The sequence below is a fragment of the Neorhizobium petrolearium genome (assembly GCF_017873175.1).
Lineage (GTDB): Bacteria > Pseudomonadota > Alphaproteobacteria > Rhizobiales > Rhizobiaceae > Neorhizobium > Neorhizobium petrolearium.
The window spans coordinates 162,046-187,295 of sequence record NZ_JAGGJW010000006.1 but is presented as its reverse complement, the minus strand read 5'-3'; the positions used below and the strand labels follow the sequence as shown (position 1 = coordinate 187,295).

Here is a 25,250-nt window from a genome sequence, read left to right as displayed (position 1 = left end):
CGGTGATTACATGAGCGCAAGGCAAAAGCGGATCAATCGTCCGTCATCCATTGCATTTGATATTCACCGAGTAACCGCCCGAATGTGAGTAAAATAGGGCTTGAGCCACCAAATCCCATCCCTCTGCAACCAACGGCCCGACATTGCCGCCGCTTGTGGCAGGGCGGCCACGCGAGCGGCGCATCAGCCTCCGTTTGCCAGGGCACGATCCCGATAGCGTCGGACGGCATCTGCAAGTCGACCGGTCACCTTTTCCCGCCAGCCTTCGTCCAGCAGCAGCTTCTCATCCTCAAGGTTGGACAGGAACCCGAGCTCCAAAAGTACGGACGGAATATCAGGCGCGCGCAGCACCTGAAAACCGGCGTAACGATGCGGGTTGTTGATAAGTCCGACTTGGCCTTCGAAGGACTCGACGACATTGTTGGCGAGTGCAATCGAGAACGCCTGCGTTTCTCGGCGCGTCAGGTCGAGCAGAATGTCGGCAACCTCCGGAGGGCCGCTCTTGATACTGTAGCCGGCAAGCTCGTCGGACAGGTTTTCGCGGGCGGCGAGATTTTCCGCCATCCGGTCGGAAGCCTTGTCGGAAAGCGTGTAGACGGTCGCACCACGGATATCCTTCTGCGCCAGCGTGTCGGCATGCAGGGAGACGAAGAGATCCGCACGCCCTTGGCGAGCGAGCGTGACGCGTTCAGAAAGCGACAGAAAGGTATCGTCATCGCGCGTCAGGAAGGCCTTGATACCGTTGATCTCGTTCAACCGCTCGGCCAGCATCTTGGCAAAGGCAAGCGTGATCGTCTTTTCCGGTGTATTGGTCCCCGCCCCTGCAGCACCGGCATCGATCCCCCCATGGCCGGCATCGACGGCCACGGTGAAGACATTGTCATGCTCGGCAAGCCCGAGCGCATCCGGGGCCGCTTCGGTCGGCATTTCCCAGCTTTGTGTCTTGACGAGATTGGCGAAGGTATCTTTCGATGTCATTTCGGCGTCGAGTACCAGGCGATAGCTACCGTTGTCGTTCGGCTGCGCTTCGGCAAGCACAAGCTTCACTGGCTTCTTGGCCGTCAGCACAATACGGGCGCTCGATTCGTCCATCGTGCCGTAGCGAATGTCCTTGAAGAGGCCACGGGCCGCGAGTTCTTCGGCGGGAAACCCGAAGGCGGTCGCCGGCAGATCGACGATCACCCTCTCCGGCGCAGCGAGGTAATGGACCGAAAACTCCGGCTTCTTTTCAAAGTCAATGACAATGCGTGTGCGCGCATCGTCGCCGGCGACCCGCGCACTGAAAGCAAGAAGCGGTTGCGTCGCCGCTGCGTGCGCAAAGGCGGGCATGAATGCCGCGACAAAGCCGATCAGAATCGGCAACACGACCGCGATTCGCGCCCAGATGTCTTTCGGGTCCGCGCCGCAGGCTTCCTGTGCACTTGCCTTCACTCCCGCCCTCAAACAGAAACCTGCATCCAAAGCCCCCGGCGCCCCTCGGTTAACCCGCATCAAACTGTCCGATCCGGAAGGCATTTGCACGTCGAAAGATGCGAATCAACCGCCTGCTCCTTGCCATCCATAGGAAACCTAATTCCATCCAGAATATGGCGAACTTGGCTTTTCCCTTGCTATTGTGACAGATAAACCATACAACGCGCATGAAGGTTAAAGTGTTGACGGGATAGTCTGCCGATTGGCTGCCAGCCGCAACGAGGACCCGGCGCCGAAGACCGACAGTCATCCGCCGTCGCTACACTTTATTCCTGATACTCGATCTATCCGGCGGTGGCCGGAACAATCCGGGGTGGCGTGCCACCCATCGCTCATAACCGAGCACATTCATCGGGCCCGAGGGCCTTTGGTATCGTCATTCTCGTTTGGTTTTTGATGTCGCGGCACAATTTTCAGTACCTGGGAAGATCAAGGGAGCAAGGAGCCCCGTCATCTTTCCGGTTGCCGCCACAACCGCGCCCGACGGGAACATCTTTATCCGGCGCAACGACCGTTTTGCATGACGGGTCAGTCCTCACCATGGACTTTCCTGCACGCCCTCGGCAGCGCCGAGGAGCAGAATTTCAATGGCAGACAAAATGCTTATCGACGCGTCTCACGAAGAGGAGACGCGCGTAGTCGTCGTTCGCGGCAACCGCATCGAAGAATTCGATTTCGAATCACAACATAAGAAGCAGATACGCGGCAATATCTATCTGGCGAAGGTGACGAGGGTCGAACCCTCCCTGCAGGCCGCTTTCGTTGACTACGGCGGCAATCGCCACGGTTTTCTGGCTTTCGCCGAGATCCATCCCGACTACTATCAGATACCGCTGGCCGACCGTCAGGCCCTGATGCAGCAGGAGGCGGAGGACCAGCGCAAGATCGCCGAGGCCGAATCTGCCGATCCGGCGATCGATCTCGCCAACGAGGAACAGCCAGACATCGGCATCGCCGCCGGGCCGGGCGAGAGTGAACAGCCGACCGAGACGGTCGCGGAAGCAGCCGAGCCGGTTCAGGCAGAGGCCGCTACCGGCGAAGAGGCGGAAAGGCCGAAGGCCAAGCCGAAGCGCAGCCGCTCCCGAAAGAAGGTGGTGGAGGCTGTCGCCGAAGACACAGCGTCCAAGGGCGAAACGGCCACCGTTTCCAATAGCGACGACGAAGACTCCACGCCCGGTGAAATGGCCGCCATGGTCGATACCGATACGATCTCGGAAGATGTCGATACCCGTCATCGTCGTGATGACGACGATGACGACGATGACGACGGCCATGAGAAGGAAGTGATCGAATCGGTCGGCGCCGAAGATGCGATGGAAGAGGTTCCGGACCGCGTTGTCCGCAAGCCACGCAAGCAATACCGCATTCAAGAAGTCATCAAGCGCCGTCAGATCCTGCTCGTCCAGGTTGCCAAGGAGGAACGCGGCAACAAGGGCGCTGCGCTCACCACCTACCTCTCGCTTGCCGGCCGATATTCCGTACTGATGCCGAACACGGCACGCGGCGGCGGCATTTCCCGCAAGATCACCAACCCGCAGGATCGCAAGCGCCTGAAGGAAATCGCCCGCGAGCTCGACGTACCGCAGGGCATGGGCGTCATCCTGCGTACCGCCGGCGCCAACCGCACCCGCGTCGAAATCAAGCGCGACTTCGAATACCTGATGCGTCTTTGGGAAAACGTCCGTACGCTGACGCTCAATTCGACCGCTCCATGCCTCGTCTACGAGGAAGGTTCGCTGATCAAGCGGTCAATCCGAGATCTCTACAACAAGGATATTTCCGAGATCATCGTTTCCGGCGAGGAAGGCTATCGTGAAGCGAAAGACTTCATGAAGATGCTGATGCCGAGCCATGCCAAGGTGGTCCAGCCCTATCGCGATCTGCATCCGATCTTCTCGCGCTCCGGCATCGAGGCGCAACTCGACCGAATGCTGCAGCCGCAGGTGACGCTGAAGTCCGGCGGCTATCTCATCATGAACCAGACCGAAGCGCTCGTCGCCATCGACGTCAACTCCGGCCGTTCGACCCGCGAACATTCGATCGAGGAGACCGCGCTCCAGACAAACCTGGAAGCGGCGGAAGAAGTGGCACGCCAGCTTCGCCTGCGCGATCTTGCCGGCCTCATTGTCATCGACTTCATCGATATGGAGGAGAAGCGCAACAATCGCGCCGTCGAAAAGAAGCTCAAGGACTGCCTGAAGAACGATCGCGCCCGCATCCAGGTCGGCCGTATCTCGCATTTCGGCCTGCTTGAAATGTCCCGCCAGCGCATTCGCGCTTCCGTGCTCGAATCGACGACCCAGATTTGCACGCATTGCGGCGGCACCGGCCATGTGCGCTCACAGTCGTCCGTCGCGCTGCATGTGCTTCGCGGTGTCGAGGAATATCTGCTCAAAAATACCACGCATGACATCAACGTCCGCACCACGCCGGATATCGCGCTCTATCTGCTGAACCAGAAGCGCGCGACAGTCACCGATTACGAAAAGCGTTTCGGCGTCTCGATCTTCATCGAATCGGACATCAGCATCGGCTCGAGCCATTTCGCCATCGACCGCGGCGAACCGGTGGAAAACCCGGTCAAGATCGAAAGCCTGATGCAACTCGCTGCACTTCCCGTCGACGAAGAGGATGACTACGTCATCGAGTCGGACGAGGAAGAGGATGAAGAGGTCGTTGAAGCACAGGCAGCTTCTCCTCAGGACCGTGCCCAGCCGGGTGAGGAACAGGGTGGACGCAAGCGCAAGCGCCGGCGCCGGCGCCGCGGCCGTAACGGTGACCGTGGAGGCGAGGCCCAGGCCGCGCCGACCGGCTCCGAAGACGACGCCATGACCGAAGAAGACGAAGGCGACGACGGCGAGGACGATTCGCCCGAAACCACCGCAACTTCCGACGACCAGGGGGACGAAGGCTCCCAGCGCAAGCGCCGCCGCCGCGGCAAGCGCGGCGGCCGCCGCAATCGTAACGGCGATGAAATCCCTGAACTGAACGGTTCCGAAGAAGGTGCGGAAGCCGATGGATCCGGGGAAGGTGAAACCGTGGAGGCAACGGAAGCCTCCGGGGAAGTCGCTGTGGAAGCCGTGCAGACATCCCCCGAGACGGAAGAAGCTCCGGCCAGCAAAGCTGCCGCCAAGCCACGTCGCTCCCGTCGCGGCAAGGCCGCAGCCACGGCAGAGACGGAGGCATCCCCCATGGAGGAGGCAACTGCTCCGGTGGAGGTTGTCATCGAGCAGGTCGAGGCTGCATTGGGCGTGGAGCCTGAAGCTGCCGCTGAAGTGACGGCCGAGGAATCCCCTCTGCCGGAAGTAGAACAGGCCGATGCTGGCGATGCGAAGCCGAGCCGCGCCAACCGCGCCTCGAACATCTCTTCATCGGCCGAGGCCGTCGTGAAGAGTTCCGAGGTGGCAACCTCGAGCGGCGAGCCGACAAAGCCGAAGAAAGCCGGCTGGTGGCAGCGCCGCGGCTTCTTCTAAGCCGCGCCATCGGGCCGGATAGAACAAAACGGTCGCTCGTGAGCGGCCGTTTTTCATTTGGCCTTCCACCTCTCCTCGAGGTGAGAAATCGATTCAACGACCTGTCAGAGAGATTCCGGAAACGCCCCCAACTGCTTGAATATGAATCCAATTCAGGGGCATCCAGCGGCTGCAGATCGAACCTGCATACGCAGTTGTGAAGCGCCTGAAACCGCTTGGCAACGATTTTGCAGTTTCTTGAAAGGCCTGACTGGCTTACTTTCAGCACAAACCGAAACAATGGTGCGCCGGATTCGTGTGCCCCGACTGATGAGGATATGGATGACCCGCCTGTTCAAGACGCTTGCTGCCGGTTCGATGGCGGCCCTGGCATTTTCCGCCGCCGTGCCGGCCCTCGCGCTGGATGACCAGCAAAAGAAAGAGATGGGTGAATTCATCCGGGAATATCTGACCCAGAATCCCGAGGTCCTGATCGAAGCACAGAACGCACTGGAGGCCAAGCAGCAGGCCCAGCGCGTCGCACAGTCCACCCAGGCCATCGAGGGAAACAAGAAGGAAATATTCTCCTCGCCGGCCGATATTACCCTCGGCAATCCGAAGGGCGACGTCACGATCGTCGAGTTCTTCGACTACAATTGCGGCTATTGCAAGCGGGCGCTCTCCGACATGGACGAGATCCTGGGCAAGGACAAGAACATCCGTTTCATTCTGAAAGAATTCCCAATTCTCGGGCCGGACTCTCTGGCCGCACACCGGGTTGCAAACGCCATTCGCCTGCTTGCACCGCAGAAATATGCCGAATTCCATCGAGCGCTCCTCGGCGAGCAGGCCCACGCCTCTGAAGAGACAGCTATCGCTGTAGCAACCTCCCTCGGCATCGATGAGGCGGCGATCCGAAAGTCGATGGTGGAAAACCCGAATGATGACCTGGTGCGGCAGGCCTACCAGCTTGCGAACAGCATCGGCATCACCGGAACGCCTACCTATATCGTCGGCAATGAGGCGATCTTCGGCGCCGTCGGTCTCGATGCGATAGAGGCGAAGGTCGCCAATGTCCGCGCCTGCGGCAAGGCGACCTGCTGAGGCGGGTTTCCTCCCTCCGGTCTTTCGTTGCAGTGGACGCACCGGCTTTCGGCAAGTCGGGGGCTTTTCCTTGCCGTCTCACCGGTCTATAGGTGGCCGCTGAATTTCTGGATGGAACAATAGATTACTGATGAGCAAAACGATCTTCGTCCTCAACGGCCCCAACCTCAACATGCTGGGAAAGCGCGAACCCGGCATCTATGGCGGAGGCACGCTGAAGGACATAGAGAACGATTGCATCGCAGCCGGGAGGGAACTGGGCTTCGAGATCGATTTCCGCCAGAGCAATCACGAGGGTGTCCTGGTCGATTGGATCCATGAAGCCGGCGACAAGGCTGTCGTCGGCATCGCCATCAATGCCGGCGCCTATACCCACACCTCCATCGCACTGCATGATGCCATCCGCGCGATTTCCGTGCCGGTGGTCGAACTCCATATCTCGAATGTCCATGCGCGGGAGGAGTTCCGCCACCATTCGATGATCGCACCGGCCGTGAAGGGCGTGATCTGCGGTTTTGGCACCGCGAGCTACGTACTCGCGCTGCACGCCTTGAAATCCATAACCGCGTGACAAGATAAACAGAACAATAGGGTTTGCCATGTCTGAGAAGAAGAACGGGATCGACAAGGGACTGATCCGCGACCTCGCGAACATCCTCAACGATACCGACCTCACCGAGATCGAAGTCGAACAGGACGATCTGCGCATCCGGGTGTCCCGCGCCGGTGCGATGCAATACGTTCAGGCGCCGGTTGCAGCGGGGCAAGCCTTTGCTCCTGCCCCCGCTCCGGCCGCGGTTGCTGCGCCGGCTGTCGCCGCTCCTCAGGACAACAAGAACGCCGTCACGGCGCCGATGGTCGGCACGATCTACCTTGCCCCGGCGCCCGGTGCCCGGCCGTTTGTAGAGGTGGGCGCAACGGTGAAGGAAGGCCAAACTCTCCTCATTATCGAGGCAATGAAGACGATGAACCAGATTCCGTCGCCGCGATCCGGCAAGGTCACGGAGATCCTGGTCAACGACGCTCAGCCGGTCGAGTATGGCCAGTCACTCGTCGTCATCGAGTAAGCCCCATGATTTCCAAGATCCTCATAGCCAACCGCGGTGAAATCGCACTTCGCGTGCTGCGTGCCTGCAAGGAACTCGGGATTGCGACCGTCGCGGTCCATTCCACCGCAGATGCCGATGCCATGCATGTGCGGCTTGCCGACGAGAGCGTCTGCATCGGCCCGCCGCCGTCGCGCGAAAGCTATCTGAATATCCATCAGATCGTCGCAGCCTGCGAGATCACCGGCGCCGACGCGGTTCATCCGGGTTACGGCTTCCTGTCGGAAAATGCCAAGTTCGCCGAAATCCTTGAAGCGCATGGCATTACCTTCATCGGGCCGACCGCCGAGCATATCCGGCTGATGGGCGACAAGATCACGGCCAAGCAGACGGCAATGGAGCTTGGTATTCCCGTGGTTCCCGGCTCGGACGGCGAAGTCAAGCCTGAAGACGCCCTGGAGACCGCCAGGCTGATCGGCTTTCCCGTTCTCATCAAGGCGACGGCCGGCGGTGGGGGGCGCGGCATGAAGGTCGCGAAGACCGAGGACGACCTCGATGAAGCGGTGAGTACCGCCCGTTCGGAAGCGGCGGCGGCCTTCGGCAACCCGGCCGTCTACATGGAGAAATATCTCGAAAAGCCGCGCCATATCGAAATCCAGGTGGTCGGCGATGGCGAAGGCAACGCCATCCATCTCGGCGAGCGCGATTGCTCGCTGCAGCGCCGCCACCAGAAAGTCTGGGAAGAGGCAACCTCCCCCGCCCTCAATGTCGAGCAACGCATGAAGATCGGCCAGACTTGCGCCGATGCCATGAAGAAGCTGAAATATCGCGGCGCCGGCACGATCGAATTCCTCTACGAGAATGGCGAGTTCTATTTCATCGAAATGAATACCCGCCTGCAGGTGGAACATCCGGTCACCGAAGCGATTACCGGCATCGACCTCGTGCATGAGCAGATTCGCGTCGCATCCGGCGGCGGACTTTCTGTCAAGCAGGAAGACGTGACCTTCCAGGGTCACGCCATCGAATGCCGAATCAACGCGGAAGACCCGCGCACCTTCGTGCCCTCTCCCGGCACGATCACGCTCTTCCATGCGCCCGGCGGTCTTGGTGTGCGCGTCGATTCCGGCGCCTATGCAGGTTATCGCATCCCTCCCTATTACGACAGCCTGATCGGCAAGTTGATCGTGCACGGCCGCACCCGCGTCGAGTGCATGATGCGGCTTCGCCGCGTGCTCGACGAATTTGTCGTGGACGGCATCAAGACGACGTTGCCTCTCTTCCAGGACCTCGTGTCAAATCCGGATATCGCCAACGGCGACTACGATATTCATTGGCTGGAACATTATCTGGCCGGTGACCCCACGCACTAGGGCCGTCTGGACAGTCCCGGGTTTCAGGCCGTCCGGACGCGCAATACTCCCCGAAAATGCCGAAGCATTTTCGGGGCTGCGCACGGGAACTGACTGAATATCCATACCGCGCGGCCCAAATCCTGATTGTCCACAAGACCTGACCATCTGTTTTTACGGCGGAACAGATGGTTGTTGTTTAATCGCATTTTCAGGCGCAAGATCGGCCACCAATTTTGCCGAGGAATGCTAGAGAAGGGTCTGAATGGCAGGGCGGCGCGGCAGATATTATCCGGCGATTACTCCCCAAACCCTGTTGCGTGCCTATTCCATCGGCCTTTTCCCGATGGCTGAATCCGCTGAGGATCCAGAAATCTTCTGGGTTGAGCCGGAGATGCGCGGCATTCTGCCACTCGACGGTTTCCATGTCTCGAAAAGCCTCGCCAAGACTATCCGCAGACAACCTTTCGACATCCGCTTCGACACGGCCTTCGAGCAGGTGATTGCACTTTGTGCGGAACCGGCCGAGGACCGGCCGAGTACCTGGATCAACGATACCATCCGCAAACTGTACAGCGACCTTCACCGCATGGGCCACGCCCACAGCGTCGAGGCATGGGAAGGCGATCATCTCGTCGGCGGGCTCTATGGCGTGTCGCTCGGCGCGGCCTTCTTCGGCGAGAGCATGTTTTCAAGACGCACGAACGCCTCGAAGATCTGCCTCGTTCATCTCGTCGAGCGTCTGAAGGCCAAAGGCTTCATCCTTCTCGATACGCAGTTCACCACCGAGCACCTGAAGACATTCGGAGCCATCGACATTCCCAAGGATGATTATCTCAAGCTGCTCAGGACCGCGGTGGATCTGCCGCACAAGGAATTCTGAAAACTCAGTTCGTCGCTTTCGGCGGCGGAACGTCGGAGTTCTCTTTGCATCCCGTCAGCCAGACGTCATAGATCGGATGCTCCACGGCATTGAGGCCGGGGCTGTCGGCAAACATCCAGCCGGTGAATATGCGACGGATCTTGCGGTCGAGCGTGATCTCGTCCACCTCGACAAAGCCATCGACTTTCTGGGCTTCCGTCTCGTCGCGCGAGTAGCAGACCTTCGGCGTCACCTGCAGAGCGCCATATTGCACGGTTTCATCGACATAGACGTCGAATGTCGTAATCCGGCCGGTGATCTTGTCGATACCCTTGAAGACGGCGACGGGATTGGAAATCCGCGCGGCCGACACGCCATCCGCCACAAGCACAGCCGCCAGCACGATCAGGCCGCCGACAATCTGCTTGCGTGGAAAAACCGTCATCAATCCCATCATGCTTCCGCCTCGACAACCCGTGAGAATCGAGACCTAGAGTGCGATTATGGCCAAAACAGGTGTCAGTTGCCGGGCGTCCAGGCGTCGTAGTCGCCGGTCACGCGAGGGCGCTCGCCGGTTGCAGCCAGAGAGCCCTTCGGACGATAGGCGAAGGGTGTACCGGTCAGGTTCAGCTTGTGCGGCTTCTGCCATTCGCGCGGCTTGTAGTCTTCCTTCGTCGGTGGAACGTCGGTGCGGTAGTGCATCCAGCCGTGCCAACTTACCGGTATAGCTGAGGCTTCGGCATAACCGTTGTAGATCACCCAGCGCTTCGGCTTGCCCCAAGAGGTCATCGGGCCTTCGTAATAAACGTTACCCAATTCGTCTTCACCGACTTTCTTGCCATGGCGCCAGGTGAAGAACCGCGTGCCCATGGTCTGTCCATTCCACCAGGTGAAGATCTGCAACAGGAGGTTTTTCATGAGCTTTCCGTCGACTTGGCAAACAGGATAGCGGAATTCGCTATATGACCGCTTATGCAATCTGCCGTGCCTGATGTCCAGTGATTCCCGATGCCGCACCCGTCATTTGAGCTTCATCTTGAAGCCAAAATGGCTTTTGGCAAACCCGAGTCGCTCGTAGAAGCGGTGCGCATCCGTGCGGGCCATGTTGGAGGTGAGCTGGACAAGCCGGCAGTCGCGACGCTTCGCCTCCTCGACCGCATAGGCGACCATCCGGGCGCCAATACCTCTGCCGCGCATGTCGGCGCGTGTCTGGACCGCTTCGATGATCATTGACAACGAGCCGCGCGCCGTCAGCGTGCGGTTGAAGATAATCTGGAAGGTGCCGACCACCTCGCCGCCGAACTCCGCCACGAAAAGCTGCTCGTTCTGAGAGGCGTCGATCGCGTAGAAGGCTCGAAGATAGTCCTCGAAGGCAACCTCCTCCGTCGTATCGCCATGGCCGCCGACATCGTCTGCCGCAAAGATCGCGATGAGTTGATGAAGATCCGAGTCCCTTGCCCTGCGGATCGTAACGTCAGCCATGTACCCCCTCTTCCTGATGCCGCCTTCAATGCGGCAGCAATCTCTTCTCCATGATGATTGCCGGCAGACCGGAATTAGGCGCGCCCCATTCCTCCATGCGGTCGACTTCGGAAAAGCCGAGCCTTTCGTAAAAGGAAAGCGCGCGAGTATTTTTTAACGCCACTTCGACCCGCATGATTTCTGCGTCCGGAAAGCAGGTCTCAAGTTCGGCGAAGATGTCTCGCCCGATGCCTTCGTTCTGGCAGGACGGCCTGACGTAGAGTTGGTGCAGCATCGCGGTCTTCGCCATCTTCGGATACATGGCGGCATAACCCATGCCGCCGATATCCTTGCCGTTGTCAGCCACCAGGAATTCGCCGCCCCTCTTCAGGATACGCGAGCGGACCGCTGCTGGAGAATTCCAAGCATCGACCATTCGCTGCACCTGAACCGCTCCATAAAATGGATCGTAGGTGGCGTGAAACGTCTCTCCGAGCAAAGCGTGGACCTGCTCGACATCCCTCTCGCTCGCAGTGCGGACGAAATAGACCATGGCATTTTCCCTGCAGTCCCGACTCATCGGAACCGTTCTCTGCAGCTTGATCGAGAAATTTTACTCCTCGATCCCCAGCTTCGCCTTGACGAGTGCCTGGACAGCCTGCGGATTGGCCTTGCCGCCGGTCGCCTTCATCACCTGGCCGACGAACCAGCCGGCAAGCGTCGGCTTCGCCTTCACCTTGGCGACCTGATCCGGATTGGCGGCAATGATCTCGTCGACGGCCTTTTCGATCGCGCCGGTGTCTGTCACCTGCTTCATGCCACGCTTCTCGACGATTTCAGCCGGATCTCCGCCCTCGTTCCAGACGATCTCGAAAAGGTCCTTGGCAATCTTGCCGGAAATCGTCTCGGCCTTGATCAGGTCGATGATGCCGCCGAGCTGAACGGGAGAAACCGGAGTCTCTTCAATATCTTTGCCGGTTCTGTTCAAGGCACCCAGCAGGTCGTTGATAACCCAGTTGGCGGCCGTTTTGCCGTCGCGGCCTTCGGCGACGGCCTCGAAATAATCGGCAATCGCTTTTTCCGATACCAGAACCGACGCGTCGTAAACGGAAAGGCCGAGTTCGCGCACAAAACGAGCCTTCTTGTCGTCAGGCAGCTCCGGCAGGTCCTTCTTCAGCTCTTCGACAAAGGCATCGTCGAATTCGAGCGGCAGGAGATCCGGATCGGGGAAATAACGATAGTCGTGCGCTTCCTCCTTGGAACGCATGGAGCGGGTTTCGCCCTTGCCCGGATCGAACAGGCGAGTTTCCTGATCGATCGTACCGCCCTCCTCCAGAATGCCGATCTGGCGGCGTGCCTCGTATTCGATCGCCTGGCCGATGAAGCGGATAGAGTTGACGTTCTTGATCTCGCAGCGCGTTCCGAAGGGGCCGCCCGGACGGCGCACGGAGACGTTCACGTCGGCCCGCATGGAGCCCTCGTCCATATTGCCGTCGCAGGTACCGAGATAGCGCACGATCGAGCGCAACTTGGTCATGTAGGCTTTGGCCTCGTCGGACGAGCGCATATCGGGCTTGGAGACGATCTCCATCAGCGCCACACCCGAACGGTTCAGGTCCACATAGGACATGGTCGGATGCTGGTCGTGCATCGACTTGCCGGCATCCTGTTCCAGGTGCAGGCGCTCGATACCGATCTCGATATCCTCGAACTGGCCCTGACGATCCGGACCGAGCGAGATGACGATCTTGCCCTCGCCGATGATCGGATCCTTGTACTGGGAAATCTGGTAGCCTTGCGGCAGGTCCGGATAGAAATAGTTCTTGCGGTCGAAAACCGAGCGCTTGTTGATATCAGCCTTCAGGCCGAGGCCGGTGCGGACCGCCTGCTTGATACATTCCTCGTTGATGACCGGCAGCATGCCCGGCATCGCCGCATCGACGAGCGAGACATTGGAGTTCGCCGGTTTGCCGAATTCGGTCGACGCGCCGGAAAAGAGCTTGGAATTGGAGAGAACCTGGGCGTGCACTTCCATGCCGATGATGACTTCCCAATCGCCGGTGGCGCCGGGAATCAAGCGTTTCGGATCAGGCGTGCGGACGTCGACAATGGTCATCGGATGCTCGTGAATGGTCTTGATTGAGTTTTCTGGAGGTAGAGCAAATGGCGGTGCGGTGCAAGCTTAAAGGGGGGTCAGAAGCCCGGGCCGTAGGTATCCGGCGCTTCCGCCACGAGCCGCTTCGACAGTCCGACCGACTGGACGTCGCGATCGATCTTCGGGGAATAGACGACCGAGAGCCAGTTGATCGAATAGCCCTGCTTCTCGAAAAAGCCGACGGCCTCCGCGTTCTGGGCATGGGTTTCGACGCGGGCGATCTCGAATCCCTGATGGACGATCTCGCCCTCGACCTCCTCCAGCAGAGCCTTGCCCAGCCCGTGGCCCTGGAAGACCGGGTCGATCCAGAAATCGGAGATCAGTTCATCGAGGTTCTCCCGCGCCGCCCAGCCGGCCACGGTGCTGCCCTGTTCGATGACGGTAATGGTGAGCCATGAGGAGCGCGTGAAATTCTGGAAGGCGGCCCGTGCGTTCAAACGCATGTCGGTCATCTCGCCGATGGAATTCATCGCCTTTTCCCAAGCGCGGAAGCCGATTTCCGCCAGGATATCCACCTCGTCTTCACGCGCATTGCGAATAGTGGCCATGTTTTCCCCTGTTGCACTGCAAGTAGAGCACTGAGTCTGCGCTTTTACCAGCACAACCTGCCATCCATCGCCTTGGGGCGCTTGACGCCTGGGGAAAACGGGCTTAGCTGCGATTCCGTAACGAAGCCGCCTCCGCATTTGGACGATATGCTTCATGGAGTTTTGATGTTCTCTTCAAGAGAGCCCCGGTAAGGGGCCGGCCGCCCGAACAGGCGCACCGGCCCAGACAAAAACAAGAGTTCCGACGCCTTTCCGGCGCCGGCATGTTTTTGTGTGCCTTTACGGGCACTTATCCGGACATCAGAACTCATGGATATTTCCCGCGCCGAACAGCGCATTCTCCACCTGCTCGCCCAGGGCGGCAGGATCGAAATCAGCCGCGACGAGAACCGCAAGATCGAGAAGCTTCAGCTCTTCACCCGCGAAGGCTGGGTGTTCTCCGGTATCAACCTCACCACCTTCCGCAAGCTCAAGCAGAAGAAGGCAATCAGATCGGTTGGCGGCAAGCCCTATCGCATCACCGAACGGGGGTTGGTGCTGGTGAGAGCCGAGCAGGACAATCGATGATAGAGGAGGCCGGCCGCGCGTCGTGATCGGCGCGCGGCCCGATATTCATCAGATGAGAGCCGAAAGCTCTGCCTTCATCGCCGACCATTCTTCGGCCACTGTGCCTGCGGCGTGCCTTTTGCCGGCACGGCGGTACCAATAGTCGGCATTCCGGTCGTCGCCTTCGATGCGGTGACAAAGGGCATGGCCCCAATCAAACAACGGTTCACCTTCGTGGGCTTGGCAGATTTCGTGGACGGCCTGCCATTCCGCACCCATAACGAAACCATTGGCGGCGAGGCTGCCGAACGCCTGGACCAATCGTGCGAGATCGTCATTTGCCATGAAACGCCTCCTCCTCGGCTCCTGCCTATCCGCTGATCAGCGTCTTTTCCAGATGCACCTTTTCGAGCTCGACGCCCATGCTCTTGGAATATTCGCGACCACGCCAGATAATGACGAAGCCGCAACGCTCGTAAAGCCGGATAGCTCCGGTATTCCGGGCATGTGTATCGAGCCGCGCCGTCACCACGCTTTCGGTCACCATCAAATCGCACAGGTGGAGGAGCAATGCCCTGCCGATGCCCCTGCCCTGATGGTCCGGATGTACCCAAAGATCGGAGACATAATCCGGTGCATTTTCACGCGCCGTCCAACCGACAATCTCGCCGCGCGTTTCCGCGACAAAGATGCTCCCCTCGACCTGAGAGGGAAAGATCGCAAATTCATGCTGTACGCGGGCGGTCACCGCGGGATCGAGATAGCTATCCTCGAATGCATCGCTCGCGGACCAGGCTGCAAAGCCGACTTCGCCAACCATTTTATGGTCGGCGGCGGCCATCTTTCGGATCGTGAAACCCGTCACCACCACTTGGCCGGCGTGTATTTTCCGGCGGCCTGCTCGATGACATGGGCGGTACGGAAGAGCGTCTCTTCCTCGAACGGCCTGCCGATCAACTGCAGACCGAGCGGCAGGCCCTTGTGGTCGAGACCGGCGGGGACGGCGATGCCCGGCAGGCCGGCCATGTTGACCGTCACCGTGAAGATGTCGTTCAGGTACATCTTCACCGGATCTGAGGCGAGGTTCTCGTCGGCGACACCGAAGGCCGAAGACGGGGTGGCAGGCGTCAGGATCGCATCGACACCAGCTTCGAAGACCTGCTCGAAATCGCGCTTGATCAGCGTGCGGACCTTCTGAGCCCTCAGATAATAGGCGTCATAGTAGCCGGCCGAAAGCACATAGGTGCCGATCATGATGCGGCGCTTGACCTCCTGGCCGAAACCGGCGGCGCGGGTCTTCTCGTACATGTCGATAATGTCCTTGCCGTCGACACGCAGGCCGTAACGCACGCCGTCGTAGCGGGCGAGGTTCGAGGAGGCTTCCGCCGGCGCCACGATGTAGTAGGCCGGCAGGGCGTATTTGGTGTGCGGCAGGGTGATGTCGACAATCTCGGCGCCGGCATCCTTCAGCCAGGCAATCCCTTGGCTCCAAAGCGCCTCGATCTCCTCCGGCATGCCGTCGACACGATATTCCTTCGGAATGCCGATCTTCATGCCCTTGAGCGACTGGCCGAGGGAGGCCTCGTAGTCCGGCACAGGCAGATCAACGGAGGTCGTGTCCTTCAGATCGACGCTCGCCATAGACTTCAGCATGATCGCAGCGTCGCGGACGTCGCGGGCGATCGGGCCGGCCTGGTCGAGCGAGGAGGCAAAGGCGACGATGCCCCAGCGCGAGCAGCGGCCATAGGTCGGCTTGATGCCGACGGTGCCGGTAAAGGCGGCCGGCTGGCGGATCGACCCGCCCGTATCGGTGGCGGTCGCACCGGCGCACAGATGCGCGGCGACGGCCGCAGCCGAGCCGCCCGAGGAACCGCCCGGCACGAGCTGCTGATTGGAGCCCTTGGCGCGCCAGGGGTTGATCACCGCACCGTAATGCGAGGTCTCGTTGGAGGAGCCCATGGCGAACTCGTCCATGTTGAGCTTGCCGAGCATGACGGCGCCGTCATCCCAGAGGTTCTGGGAAACGGTCGATTCATATTTCGGCTGGAAGCCGTCGAGGATGTGCGAGCAGGCCTGGGTGTGAACGTCGCGGGTGGCGAAGAGATCCTTGATGCCAAGCGGAATGCCTTCCAGCGCGCCGATCTTGCCTGCGGCGCGGCGCGCGTCGGAGGCCTTCGCCATCTCCAGCGCCTTTTCGGGCGTCAGGGCGATATAAGCATTCAGAACCCCATTGGCGGCGTCGATCGCGTCGAGATAGGCCTTCGTCAGCTCGACGGAGGTGAATTCCTTGGCCTTCAGCTTTTCGCGGGCTTCGGCAATGGTGAGGCTGGTGAGTTCGGTCATGGTCTCTTCAGAAGGTTCGAATGCATGAAAAGGGTTCGACAGCGCTATTCAGCGCTCACTCGACGACCTTCGGCACCAGGAAGAAATTGTGGTCGGTGGCCGGCGCGTTGGCGACGATATCGGCGGCCTTGTCGCCGTCCGTCACGTTGTCAGTCCGCTTGCGCATCTCCATCGGGGTCACCGAGGTCATCGGCGCGACACCCGTCACGTCGACCTCGGAAAGCTGCTCGACGAAGCCGAGAATGCCGTTCAGTTCGCCAACCATGCGATTGGCATCTTCCTCGGAGACCGCAATGCGGGCAAGGCGCGCGACGCGTTTTACGGTAGCGAGATCGACGGACATGGCATAACTCCGATGGGAAATTTTCCCTCCGCTATAATGGCCATGCCCGCCCTTCGCAACAGGTAGCGCGTCTCTATTTCAAGACGCGTCCGCCGATTGGCGGTGAATATCAATAGCTGAGGCTGCCGCCCGGAGCCGGCGTCTCCACGCGGGTGCGGGCGCCTTCCATGCCCTTGACGAATTTTTCAGGCGTCTGATCGACACCCGGGAGGCCGTAATGGCAGGGAACGGCGTGCTTGAAATCGAAGAAGCGCTGACAGGCGAGTGCCGCCACCGCGCCGCCCATGGTGAAGCGGTCGCCGATCGGCACGATGCCGATGTCCGGCTGGTGCAATTCGTTGATCAGGCCCATGTCGGTGAAGATATCCGTGTCGCCCATATGGAAGACGGACGGCTCGTCATCGAAATGCAGCATCAGGCCGTTGGGATTGCCGAGAGCATGGGAAACCCCGTCCTCGGTGATCTGTGCCGAGGAATGCAGCGCCTGCGTGAAAGTGGCGGTGAAGCCGCCGAGATCGATCGTACCGCCGGTATTGCCCATTTCCAGCTTCTCGACGCCCTTCTTCGCCAGCCAGACGCCGAGGTCGTAATTGGCAAGGACGGTCGCGCCGGTTTCCTTGGCGATACGCACCGTGTCTCCCACATGATCGCCATGGCCATGGGTGAGCAGGATGTGCGTCAGACCTTCAGCCGCGGCCTTGGGATCCTGGCCGGCAAATGCCGGGTTACCGGTCAGGAACGGGTCGATCAGGATCTTCGCCTTGGCGGTTTCAATGCGGAAGGCGGAATGGGCGAGCCAGGTGATCTTCATGGGAGGTTCCTCCGATACGGTGTGAAGGTTTTGAGGATGATAAGGACAGATAGCCGATATGAGGCTAAAGGAAAGTGGGACAGAAGGTAGGACAAAACCTGTCTCGCTCCAAGGAATGAAGAACACATGACAGTGATGACGATCGAGGAACTGGCCGCGCACCTCCAACCCGGGCAGGCCGTTGCAGGCCTGGACCTCGGCACGAAGACGATCGGGCTTGCGATGTCGGATCTCGGCCGGCGCTTTGCGTCTCCGCGTCCGGTCATCAAGCGAATCAAGTTCACCAGGGATGCGGAGGTCCTGCTTACCTTCGCCGAAAAGGAGAACGTCGCGGCCTTTGTCATCGGCCTGCCGATGAACATGGACGGCTCGGCCGGCCCGCGCGTCCAGGCGACACGCGCCTTCGTGCGCTCCATGGGTGAAAAGACCGCCCTTCCCTTTGTCTTCTGGGACGAGCGGCTTTCGACGGTCGCTGCCGAGCGGGCGCTTCTGGAAATGGACGTCTCGCGGGCGAAGCGGGCCGAGCGGATCGATTCCGCCGCGGCGAGCTTCATTCTTCAGGGAGCGCTCGACAGGCTCTCGTCGCTCGACAGCGAAGCGGCGTCGACGGACCGCGACGACTGACGCCGGCGCCACCAGGCAGCAATTGCCTTTCGCTTGCGGAAGCCGATGATCGCGAACACGATCATGCTATCGAAGGCGATCGCACGAGCGACCAGCGGCGGGATTGTTTCCGGCGGGATGCCGAGAATATGGCCATAGATCCGGAAGACAAGGTCATGTGTGTGGCGGGTCAGCATGAAGAAGCCGAAGCTCATGTCGTAGTACGATAGTCCGTACCAGCTTGTCAGCAGCAGGACAGGCCCCGCCCATAAGATCAAAAACCACTTCATGCGGTCTTCCCCCTCGGTTCTGTCGGATAGATCTCCGACGACACGAGCCATCTCGATAGCGCCATGATGCTCAGGACCAAGGCCGGAACGGCAATGTTGAGCGCCAGCACTGCGAAGATCGTCGTCATGACGACCAGCAATGCCGTATCCCTGATTGGGGTTCCCATCTAGAGCGTTTCCCGCCAATTCGTGGTTAACAATGCGTTAATGTCGAATTTAGACGGCCAGGGAATTGCCGCAACGGAAACCGGTCGGCATGGTTAATGGGGGGAGACGGGCTGTGGAAAAGATCAGCCGTAAATCGCGCGCACGAGGCGGCGGATGGCGCTGCCGACCTTGTCCCAGTCCTTGTTCGTGCGCAATGCCACGCCGGCGAACTGACCGCTGACGGCGGCGGAGATTACCAGATGCTGGATCGCGGCGAAGAGCACCGCGTTGGTGGTCGCCGCATCGACACCTTTCGGCGGCGTCAGCGATCCGCGCATCTTTTCCAGCCATTTGCCGAGCGCCTTGGTGCGAGCTTCGGAAAGACGCCGGACCTGCGGCGTATCCTGGGAAACCTCCCAGGCGACGATCTTGCAGACGAGTGGATCGTCGCGCAGCGCATCCATGAAATAGATCGAGAGCTTCTCCATCAGATCGCCGTAGGTCAGCAGAAACATGCCGCCCGTATCCTCCGGGATACGATCCTTGACCCAGGTGCCGAGATCCGCGCCGATCGCCTCGATCAGGCCGTCGAGCCCGCCGTAATAGCGATAGATGAGTTGTTTATCGCAGCCGGCGCGGCGCGCCACGGCATTGATGCCGAATCCCTGAAAACCTTGCTCCGCCAGAAGGTCACGCGCCGCGACGAAAATCGCCCGCTCGGTGCCGGCACGATTACGCACCTTTGCGACCGGACCTTCATGCGCCGTGATTTCGGAGATTTGCAGCATTTTTCGCCTGTATCGATCAAGTTGCCGATTCCGCGATAATGCGAGCAACGAGGCCCCGCAAGCGGCTTAAGGGATCATGCACAGGATTGCGCGCGGCTCCATTGAATTCCCGGACACTCCCTTGCAGTATCGGCATGGGAGGAATAACGAGGTCACACCCTCCAGCCAGATCCCTCTCTGATGCTCGTCGTTTTCCAAAGTATCCTCCCCATTTTTCTGCTCGTCCTTTTGGGCGTGGCATTGAAACGCGCACCCATCATCAATTCCGACTTTTGGATCGGGCTTGAGCAGTGCAGCTACTGGGTGCTGTTCCCTGCCCTGCTTTTTGTGACGATGGTAAAGGCGGATTTCTCGAATACCGAGGATTTGGCGGTCAGTTCGGCAGCGCTCATCTCTGTCATCGTCATGTCGGGCGGACTGCTCCTCGCCTGGCCCCTCTTTCACAAATTGCGCGTCGGATCTCCTGCCTTCACCTCGCTGTTTCAGACAGCGACGCGTTGGAACGCCTTCATGGCGCTGGCTATCGCGGCCAAGACCTTTGGCCAGCAAGGACTGACAACGGTCGGCCTTGTCATGGCGGCAATTACCATCCCGCTCAACCTCATCAATGTAACGGTGCTTCTTTGGTTCTCGGGTCGCGAGCGCAATTACAGAGTTCTCGTCTATCGTGTCGTCACCAACCCGCTCATCCTTTCGACGGCGCTGGGCATTCTCGTCAACATCGTTGACATTCCGATCTATGAGCCGGTCATGACGGCAGTAGAACTGCTGTCGCAGGCGTCGCTCAGCCTCGGGCTGATTACCGTTGGCGCGGGGTTGAGGATCATGGATGCGCTAAAGCCGCGACCGATCACACTGCTTGCCGTGTTCCTGAAGCTGATCTTTTTTCCGCTAGTTGCAGTTGGCGTAGGATTGCTCACCGGAATCGAAGGCAATGGCCTTGTTCTGCTGGCGCTCAGCGCCTCCGTGCCGACCGCCATGAACGGCTACCTGCTGGCCAGGCAGTTGAACGGCGACGCAGACCTTTACGCCGCTGTAGCGACCCTGCAGGTCGCAGGCTCGTTCTTCAGCATACCGGTGATCATGACGCTCGTCGCTTACGCCGCAGCGGGATAAAGCAGGTCAACGATATAGCGGGCATCGAACCGGGCATCGAGCATGCCGTAGGTCGAGCGCCAACCGCCCGCCAGCCGCGTTTCCAGGAAAGCGTCGGCAATCTTGCCGGCACCGAGCCGCATCAGTTCCGACGCCCCGGCGGCAAGCGCGAGCTGTTCGACCAGGAGCCGGGCGGCCCCCTCGTCCGATTCGCAAAGCGCCATGGCGGCGCGCAGGACCTCGACCGTCTTCCTGCCGGATGCGCCGAGATCACGTTCGAAGCCGGCAAGCACCGTATCGAACAGGTCCTTGCCACGCGACAGAACCCGCAGCACGTCCAGCGCCATCACGTTGCCGGAGCCCTCCCAGATCGCATTGACGGGTGCCTCGCGATAGTGCCGGGCGATCGGCCGCTCCTCGACGTAACCGTTGCCGCCGAGGCATTCCATCGCCTCGTAGATCAGCGAAGGGGCGATCTTGCAGTTCCAGTATTTCACGACCGGGGTCATGACCCGCGCAAAGGCGGCATCGGTCTGGCTTGCCGCAGCACGATCGAAGGCATCGGCAAGCCGGAAGCCGAGAGCGGTCGAAGCCGCGACATCGAGCGCCATATCGGCAAGCACACGCGTCATCAAAGGCTGGTCAATCAGTTTCTGTCCGAAGACGCTGCGGCCGCGGCAATGATGCACAGCTTCCGCAAGCGAAGCACGCATGATGCCGGCCGATGCCAGCGCGCAGTCAAGCCGTGTCAGCGTCACCATGTCGAGGATGGTGCGGATGCCCGCGCCGGGATCGCCGAGCAGGTAGCCGAACGCATCGGTGAATTCGACTTCCGAGGACGCATTCGAACGGTTGCCGAGCTTGTCCTTGAGGCGCTGGAACTGCAGGCCGTTCGCTGTGCCGTCTTCCAGCAGGCGCGGCACGAGGAAGCAGCCGATCCCCTCATTGGTCTTGGCGAGCATGACGAAACCGTCGCTCATCGGCGCCGACATGAACCATTTGTGGCCAGACAGACGATAGATGCCCTCGCCCACGCGCTCCGCCGTCGAGCGATTGGCGCGCACATCCGTGCCGCCCTGCTTTTCGGTCATGCCCATGCCAAGCGTGACGGCCGTTTTCTGCAGCGCCGGGCGATTGGTCGAATCGTATTTGCGCGAGAGTATCTTCGGTGCCCATTCCTTCTGGACCCGCGGCGAAGCCATCAGCGCGGCGATCGAGGCGCTGGTCATGGTGAGCGGGCACAGATGCCCGCATTCGAGCTGGGCCGTCAGATAAAAGCGTGTCGCGCGCGCCTTGTGCTCATGCCCCTTGGCTTCCGGGATGCTTTCCCAGACGGAGGAGTGCAGGCCCGTCTGCATCGAGCGGCGCATCAGCGCATGCCACGCCGGATGGAATTCGACGACATCCAGACGCTCGCCGCGCGGCCCATGGGTCTTGAGCTTCGGCGGGTTCTCGTTCGCCATGCGCGCCAGTTCCTGGGCCTCCGGAGAGGTGACGTAACGGCCGAGCTGATCGTATTCCTCGCGGATCGTGCGGTTGAGCCCGCTCGTCAAATCGACGATCAAGGGGTCGGAGCGGTAGGCATTGATGCCGGACCAGGGTTTTGGCTGGTTCAGCTCGGCAAACTTTTCTTCGGCACGCGACATCTGGTTCATGACGCGGTTCTAGCGGAGTTTACCTGGCCTGGGAACGGCGGGAAAAGAGGAATTCGACCGTTCTCAACAAAAGGCCGCACCCCTTCTGGAAAACCATCGTAACCAAGGACTGGCAAAACAAGCGGTGAGATAGCGCCATGACCGCTTGCGGTGACTTCCGCCAGACCTTATAGACCGCCGAACGCAAGCGGAGACGTTTCCATGGTCTTCTTTCCCCATCGCCATCTCCTCGGCATCAAGGGCCTTACCGAACAGGACATCACCTATCTTCTCGACAAGGCCGACGAGGCCGTGAAGATCTCCCGCCAGCGGGAGAAGAAGACGTCCACGTTGCGTGGCCTGACCCAGATCAACCTGTTCTTCGAAGCCTCGACGCGCACGCAATCCTCCTTCGAACTCGCCGGAAAACGGCTTGGCGCCGACGTGATGAACATGTCGGTCGGCAATTCCTCGGTGAAGAAGGGCGAGACGCTGATCGACACAGCAATGACGCTGAATGCCATGCGGCCGGACGTGCTGGTGCTGCGCCATTCCTCGGCCGGTGCGGCGGCGCTGCTCGCCCAGAAGGTCGCCTGCTCGGTCGTCAATGCCGGCGACGGGCAGCACGAACACCCGACCCAGGCTTTGCTCGACGCCCTGACCATCCGCCGTGCAAAAGGCAAGCTTTCACGCATCATCGTGGCGATCTGCGGCGATGTGCTGCATTCGCGCGTCGCCCGTTCCAACATCCTTCTCTTGAACGCCATGGGGGCAAGGGTGCGTGTCGTCGCGCCATCGACCCTGCTTCCCACCGGCATCCGCGAGATGGGCGTCGAGGTCTTCCACTCCATGGCGGAAGGACTCAAGGACGCCGACGTGGTGATGATGCTGCGGCTGCAGCGAGAGCGCATGGCCGGCTCCTTCGTGCCTTCGGTGCGCGAATATTTCCGCTTCTACGGGCTCGACGCCGAAAAGCTGAAGGCAGCGAAGGACGATGCGCTCGTCATGCATCCCGGCCCGATGAACCGCGGCGTCGAGATCGCCTCAGAAGTCGCCGACGGGCCGCAAAGCGTCATCGAACAGCAGGTGGAAATGGGGGTCGCCGTGCGCATGGCCGTGATGGAGGCGCTGCTCGTCTCTCATAATCAGGGAGAACGCGCATGACCGGCACCGTGCTCAAAAATCTCCGGATCATCGACCCGTCCCGCAATCTCGACGAAACCGGCACGATCGTTATCAGTGATGATGGCCGCATCCTCGCCGCCGGCAAGGGTGCCCAAAATCAGGGCGTGCCCGAGGGTGCGACCGTAAAGGACTGCAAGGGGCTGGTGGCGACGCCTGGGCTTGTCGACGCCCGCGTCTATCTCGGTGAGCCGGGCGCCGAGCACCGCGAGACGATCGAATCGGCGAGCCGTGCGGCGGCGACCGGCGGCATTACCTCCTTCATCATGATGCCCGATACCGATCCGGTGCTGGACGACATCGCGCTCATCGAGTTCGTGCAGAAGACCGCCCGCGACAAGGCGGTCGTCAACGTGCATCCGGCGGCGGCGCTCACCAGGGGGCTTGCCGGCGAGGAAATGACCGAGATCGGCCTGCTGCAGCAATCGGGCGCCGTCGCCTTCACCAACGGCCGCCGCGCGCTCTCCGACACGCTGCTCCTGCGCCGGATCATGACCTATGCGCGTGAGTTCGACGCGGTAATCTCGCTGGAACTGCGCGAAAAATATCTCGGCAACGGCGTGATGAACGAGGGCCTCTTCGCAAGCTGGCTGGGCCTGTCCGGCGTTCCCAAGGAAGCCGAGATCATTCCGCTCGAACGGGATCTCAGGATCGCCGGCCTGACGGGCGCGAAATACCATGCGGCCAAGATCTCCGTGGCGGAATCGGCCGAAGCCATGAGGGTGGCGCGTTCCCGCGGCGCCAACGTCACCTGCGGCGTGTCGATCAACCACCTCTCGCTCAACGAGAACGACATCGGCGAATACCGCACCTTCTTCAAGCTGTCGCCGCCGCTGCGCGCCGAAGACGACCGCGTGGCGATGGCCGAGGCCGTGGCGGACGGGACGGTCGACATCATCGTTTCCTCGCATGACCCGCAGGATGTCGATACCAAGCGCCTGCCCTTCGCCGATGCCGCCGACGGCGCGATCGGGCTCGAGACCATGCTTGCCGCAGCGCTGCGCCTGCATCACGACGGCCGCGTGCCGCTGATGCGGCTGATCGACGCGATGTCGACCCGGCCTGCGCAGATCTTCGGCCTCGATGCCGGCACGCTGAAACCCGGTGCAAAAGCCGATATCACGCTGATCGATCTCGATGAACCTTGGATCGTCGCCAAGGATATGCTTTTGTCCCGCTCGAAGAACACGCCCTTCGAGGATGCGCGTTTCTCAGGCCGTGCCGTCGCGACCTACGTGGCGGGCAAATGCGTTCATTCGCTTTGATGGGGAAAAGGCGTGAGTGAGCTCTTCAACTGGCAGATCACCCTGCCCATCGCGCTTGCCGCGCTCGTCTTCGGGTACCTGCTCGGCTCGATCCCCTTCGGGCTCCTCCTCACCCGTGCTGCAGGGCTCGGCGACATCCGCTCGATCGGTTCAGGCAATATCGGCGCAACCAATGTGCTGAGGACCGGCAACAAAAAGCTCGCCGCTGCGACCCTGCTGCTCGACGCGCTGAAGGCCACCGCCGCGGCGCTGATTGCCTGGTACTTCCTCGGCAAGGAAGCGGGATTGATTGCCGGCTTCGCCGCATTTCTCGGCCATCTCTTTCCGGTCTGGCTCGGCTTCAAGGGCGGCAAGGGTGTGGCAACCTATATCGGCACGCTTCTGGGTCTCGCCCCATGGATGGTCCTTATCTTCGCGGTCCTCTGGCTGTCCGTCGCCAAGCTCAGCAAATACTCATCCCTCTCCGCTCTGGTTGCAACTCTTGTCATCCCGGTTGTGCTGTGGTTCATAGGTGAACCAAAGATCGCGCTCGTGATGGCGATCATGACCTTGATCTCCTGGTACAAACACAAGACCAACATCGAACGGCTGATCGCAGGCACGGAAAGCAAGATCGGTCAAAAGGGGTAGAGGACCAACCGACATGCCGGACGGTAGCGCAAGACGGATGGGAATTGCGCTGAAATGACAAAGGATCGCCTGGTTGAGGCTGATCCGTTCCGACAATGTCGGACGATGCTTTACCAGTAT

At 60.5% G+C, this 25,250-nt stretch carries 29 protein-coding genes; 12 read left to right on the top strand and 17 right to left on the bottom strand.

Features of this window, described 5'->3' with window-relative positions; genetic code table 11:
• Positions 1-183 precede the first annotated feature (183 nt).
• A complete protein-coding gene (locus tag J2046_RS13330; protein ID WP_210052814.1) occupies positions 184-1,329 on the bottom strand; it encodes an N-acetylmuramoyl-L-alanine amidase in 1,146 nt (381 codons plus the stop codon).
• Between the two features lie 731 nt (positions 1,330-2,060).
• Here J2046_RS13330 and J2046_RS13325 point away from each other — a divergent pair.
• The 6 genes from J2046_RS13325 (at position 2,061) to aat (ending at position 9,310) form a co-directional block, all read left to right on the top strand.
• Positions 2,061-4,946 (top strand): Rne/Rng family ribonuclease, encoded by a 2,886-nt coding sequence (locus J2046_RS13325; protein WP_210052497.1) that lies wholly within the window; start codon positions 2,061-2,063, stop codon positions 4,944-4,946.
• A gap of 321 nt (positions 4,947-5,267) precedes the next feature.
• The gene (locus tag J2046_RS13320; RefSeq protein WP_210052495.1) at positions 5,268-6,029 is read left to right on the top strand and encodes a DsbA family protein; all 762 of its coding nucleotides are present in this window, start codon (positions 5,268-5,270) and stop codon (positions 6,027-6,029) included.
• A gap of 130 nt (positions 6,030-6,159) precedes the next feature.
• Complete coding sequence (gene aroQ / locus J2046_RS13315) at positions 6,160-6,600, top strand: type II 3-dehydroquinate dehydratase (RefSeq protein WP_210052493.1); 441 nt, start codon at positions 6,160-6,162, stop codon at positions 6,598-6,600.
• Between the two features lie 28 nt (positions 6,601-6,628).
• The gene (accB, locus tag J2046_RS13310) at positions 6,629-7,096 is read left to right on the top strand and encodes an acetyl-CoA carboxylase biotin carboxyl carrier protein (RefSeq protein ID WP_210052491.1); all 468 of its coding nucleotides are present in this window, start codon (positions 6,629-6,631) and stop codon (positions 7,094-7,096) included.
• 5 nt (positions 7,097-7,101) lie between these two features.
• On the top strand, positions 7,102-8,448 hold the full coding sequence (gene accC, locus J2046_RS13305; RefSeq protein ID WP_210052489.1) for an acetyl-CoA carboxylase biotin carboxylase subunit: 1,347 nt from the start codon (positions 7,102-7,104) through the stop codon (positions 8,446-8,448).
• A 244-nt stretch (positions 8,449-8,692) separates the two neighbouring features.
• On the top strand, positions 8,693-9,310 hold the full coding sequence (aat, locus tag J2046_RS13300; protein ID WP_210052487.1) for a leucyl/phenylalanyl-tRNA--protein transferase: 618 nt from the start codon (positions 8,693-8,695) through the stop codon (positions 9,308-9,310).
• Between the two features lie 4 nt (positions 9,311-9,314).
• Here the strand turns inward: aat and J2046_RS13295 are convergent, their stop codons facing one another.
• From J2046_RS13295 to J2046_RS13265, 7 genes are all read right to left on the bottom strand, one after another.
• Positions 9,315-9,734 carry a DUF2155 domain-containing protein gene (locus tag J2046_RS13295; RefSeq protein ID WP_210052486.1) on the bottom strand — a complete coding sequence of 140 codons (420 nt, stop codon included), beginning with the start codon at positions 9,732-9,734 and terminating at the stop codon, positions 9,315-9,317.
• Positions 9,735-9,808: 74 nt separating this feature from the next.
• Positions 9,809-10,207, bottom strand: coding sequence for an NADH:ubiquinone oxidoreductase subunit NDUFA12 (locus J2046_RS13290; protein WP_210052484.1), 399 nt, complete (start codon positions 10,205-10,207; stop codon positions 9,809-9,811).
• A gap of 102 nt (positions 10,208-10,309) precedes the next feature.
• Positions 10,310-10,771 carry a GNAT family N-acetyltransferase gene (locus tag J2046_RS13285; RefSeq protein WP_210052482.1) on the bottom strand — a complete coding sequence of 154 codons (462 nt, stop codon included), beginning with the start codon at positions 10,769-10,771 and terminating at the stop codon, positions 10,310-10,312.
• A 25-nt stretch (positions 10,772-10,796) separates the two neighbouring features.
• The gene (locus J2046_RS13280; protein ID WP_210052481.1) at positions 10,797-11,303 is read right to left on the bottom strand and encodes a GNAT family N-acetyltransferase; all 507 of its coding nucleotides are present in this window, start codon (positions 11,301-11,303) and stop codon (positions 10,797-10,799) included.
• Positions 11,304-11,363: 60 nt separating this feature from the next.
• Positions 11,364-12,866 (bottom strand): Asp-tRNA(Asn)/Glu-tRNA(Gln) amidotransferase subunit GatB, encoded by a 1,503-nt coding sequence (gatB, locus tag J2046_RS13275; RefSeq protein WP_210052479.1) that lies wholly within the window; start codon positions 12,864-12,866, stop codon positions 11,364-11,366.
• 77 nt (positions 12,867-12,943) lie between these two features.
• Positions 12,944-13,453: a GNAT family N-acetyltransferase gene (locus tag J2046_RS13270; RefSeq protein WP_210052477.1), complete on the bottom strand. Its 510-nt coding sequence runs from the start codon at positions 13,451-13,453 to the stop codon at positions 12,944-12,946.
• Between the two features lie 152 nt (positions 13,454-13,605).
• Positions 13,606-13,764, bottom strand: a complete 159-nt coding sequence (locus J2046_RS13265; RefSeq protein ID WP_210052475.1) for a hypothetical protein — start codon at positions 13,762-13,764, stop codon at positions 13,606-13,608.
• Here J2046_RS13265 and J2046_RS13260 point away from each other — a divergent pair.
• A complete protein-coding gene (locus J2046_RS13260) occupies positions 13,763-14,020 on the top strand; it encodes a YjhX family toxin (protein ID WP_210052473.1) in 258 nt (85 codons plus the stop codon). The genes J2046_RS13265 and J2046_RS13260 overlap by 2 nt on opposite strands.
• Positions 14,021-14,068: 48 nt before the next feature.
• Here J2046_RS13260 and J2046_RS13255 read toward each other — a convergent pair whose 3' ends face one another.
• The 5 genes from J2046_RS13255 to J2046_RS13235 form a co-directional block, all read right to left on the bottom strand.
• Positions 14,069-14,344 carry a hypothetical protein gene (locus J2046_RS13255; protein WP_210052471.1) on the bottom strand — a complete coding sequence of 92 codons (276 nt, stop codon included), beginning with the start codon at positions 14,342-14,344 and terminating at the stop codon, positions 14,069-14,071.
• 25 nt (positions 14,345-14,369) lie between these two features.
• Entirely contained in the window at positions 14,370-14,840 is a 471-nt protein-coding gene (locus tag J2046_RS13250; RefSeq protein ID WP_210052469.1) for a GNAT family N-acetyltransferase, read from the bottom strand.
• Between the two features lie 20 nt (positions 14,841-14,860).
• A complete protein-coding gene (gatA, locus tag J2046_RS13245) occupies positions 14,861-16,342 on the bottom strand; it encodes an Asp-tRNA(Asn)/Glu-tRNA(Gln) amidotransferase subunit GatA (protein ID WP_210052467.1) in 1,482 nt (493 codons plus the stop codon).
• Between the two features lie 55 nt (positions 16,343-16,397).
• Entirely contained in the window at positions 16,398-16,685 is a 288-nt protein-coding gene (gene gatC, locus J2046_RS13240; RefSeq protein ID WP_210052465.1) for an Asp-tRNA(Asn)/Glu-tRNA(Gln) amidotransferase subunit GatC, read from the bottom strand.
• 109 nt (positions 16,686-16,794) lie between these two features.
• The gene (locus J2046_RS13235; protein WP_210052463.1) at positions 16,795-17,496 is read right to left on the bottom strand and encodes a metal-dependent hydrolase; all 702 of its coding nucleotides are present in this window, start codon (positions 17,494-17,496) and stop codon (positions 16,795-16,797) included.
• Positions 17,497-17,622: 126 nt separating this feature from the next.
• Between J2046_RS13235 and ruvX the strand changes: the two genes are divergently transcribed.
• Positions 17,623-18,120 carry a Holliday junction resolvase RuvX gene (ruvX, locus tag J2046_RS13230; RefSeq protein WP_210052461.1) on the top strand — a complete coding sequence of 166 codons (498 nt, stop codon included), beginning with the start codon at positions 17,623-17,625 and terminating at the stop codon, positions 18,118-18,120.
• Here ruvX and J2046_RS13225 read toward each other — a convergent pair.
• The 3 genes from J2046_RS13225 to J2046_RS13215 form a co-directional block, all read right to left on the bottom strand.
• Positions 18,054-18,389, bottom strand: a complete 336-nt coding sequence (locus J2046_RS13225; RefSeq protein WP_210052459.1) for a DUF6105 family protein — start codon at positions 18,387-18,389, stop codon at positions 18,054-18,056. The two genes, ruvX and J2046_RS13225, sit on opposite strands and share 67 nt — an antisense overlap.
• Entirely contained in the window at positions 18,386-18,556 is a 171-nt protein-coding gene (locus J2046_RS13220) for a hypothetical protein (protein ID WP_210052457.1), read from the bottom strand. Before J2046_RS13220 ends, J2046_RS13225 begins: the two co-directional genes overlap by 4 nt.
• A gap of 123 nt (positions 18,557-18,679) precedes the next feature.
• Positions 18,680-19,324 (bottom strand): TetR/AcrR family transcriptional regulator, encoded by a 645-nt coding sequence (locus J2046_RS13215; RefSeq protein WP_210052455.1) that lies wholly within the window; start codon positions 19,322-19,324, stop codon positions 18,680-18,682.
• Positions 19,325-19,504: 180 nt separating this feature from the next.
• Between J2046_RS13215 and J2046_RS13210 the strand changes: the two genes are divergently transcribed.
• A complete protein-coding gene (locus J2046_RS13210; RefSeq protein ID WP_210052453.1) occupies positions 19,505-20,440 on the top strand; it encodes an AEC family transporter in 936 nt (311 codons plus the stop codon).
• Here the strand turns inward: J2046_RS13210 and J2046_RS13205 are convergent.
• Positions 20,422-22,074, bottom strand: coding sequence for an acyl-CoA dehydrogenase family protein (locus J2046_RS13205; RefSeq protein WP_210052451.1), 1,653 nt, complete (start codon positions 22,072-22,074; stop codon positions 20,422-20,424). The genes J2046_RS13210 and J2046_RS13205 overlap by 19 nt on opposite strands.
• A gap of 201 nt (positions 22,075-22,275) precedes the next feature.
• Between J2046_RS13205 and J2046_RS13200 the strand changes: the two genes are divergently transcribed.
• Genes J2046_RS13200 through plsY form a run of 3 tightly spaced genes read left to right on the top strand, consistent with a single transcriptional unit; the run spans position 22,276 to position 25,130 of the window.
• A complete protein-coding gene (locus J2046_RS13200) occupies positions 22,276-23,217 on the top strand; it encodes an aspartate carbamoyltransferase catalytic subunit (protein ID WP_210052449.1) in 942 nt (313 codons plus the stop codon).
• Positions 23,214-24,500 carry a dihydroorotase gene (locus J2046_RS13195; protein ID WP_210052447.1) on the top strand — a complete coding sequence of 429 codons (1,287 nt, stop codon included), beginning with the start codon at positions 23,214-23,216 and terminating at the stop codon, positions 24,498-24,500. Before J2046_RS13200 ends, J2046_RS13195 begins: the two co-directional genes overlap by 4 nt.
• Positions 24,501-24,512: 12 nt before the next feature.
• A complete protein-coding gene (gene plsY, locus J2046_RS13190) occupies positions 24,513-25,130 on the top strand; it encodes a glycerol-3-phosphate 1-O-acyltransferase PlsY (protein ID WP_210052445.1) in 618 nt (205 codons plus the stop codon).
• Positions 25,131-25,250: the final 120 nt, after the last annotated feature.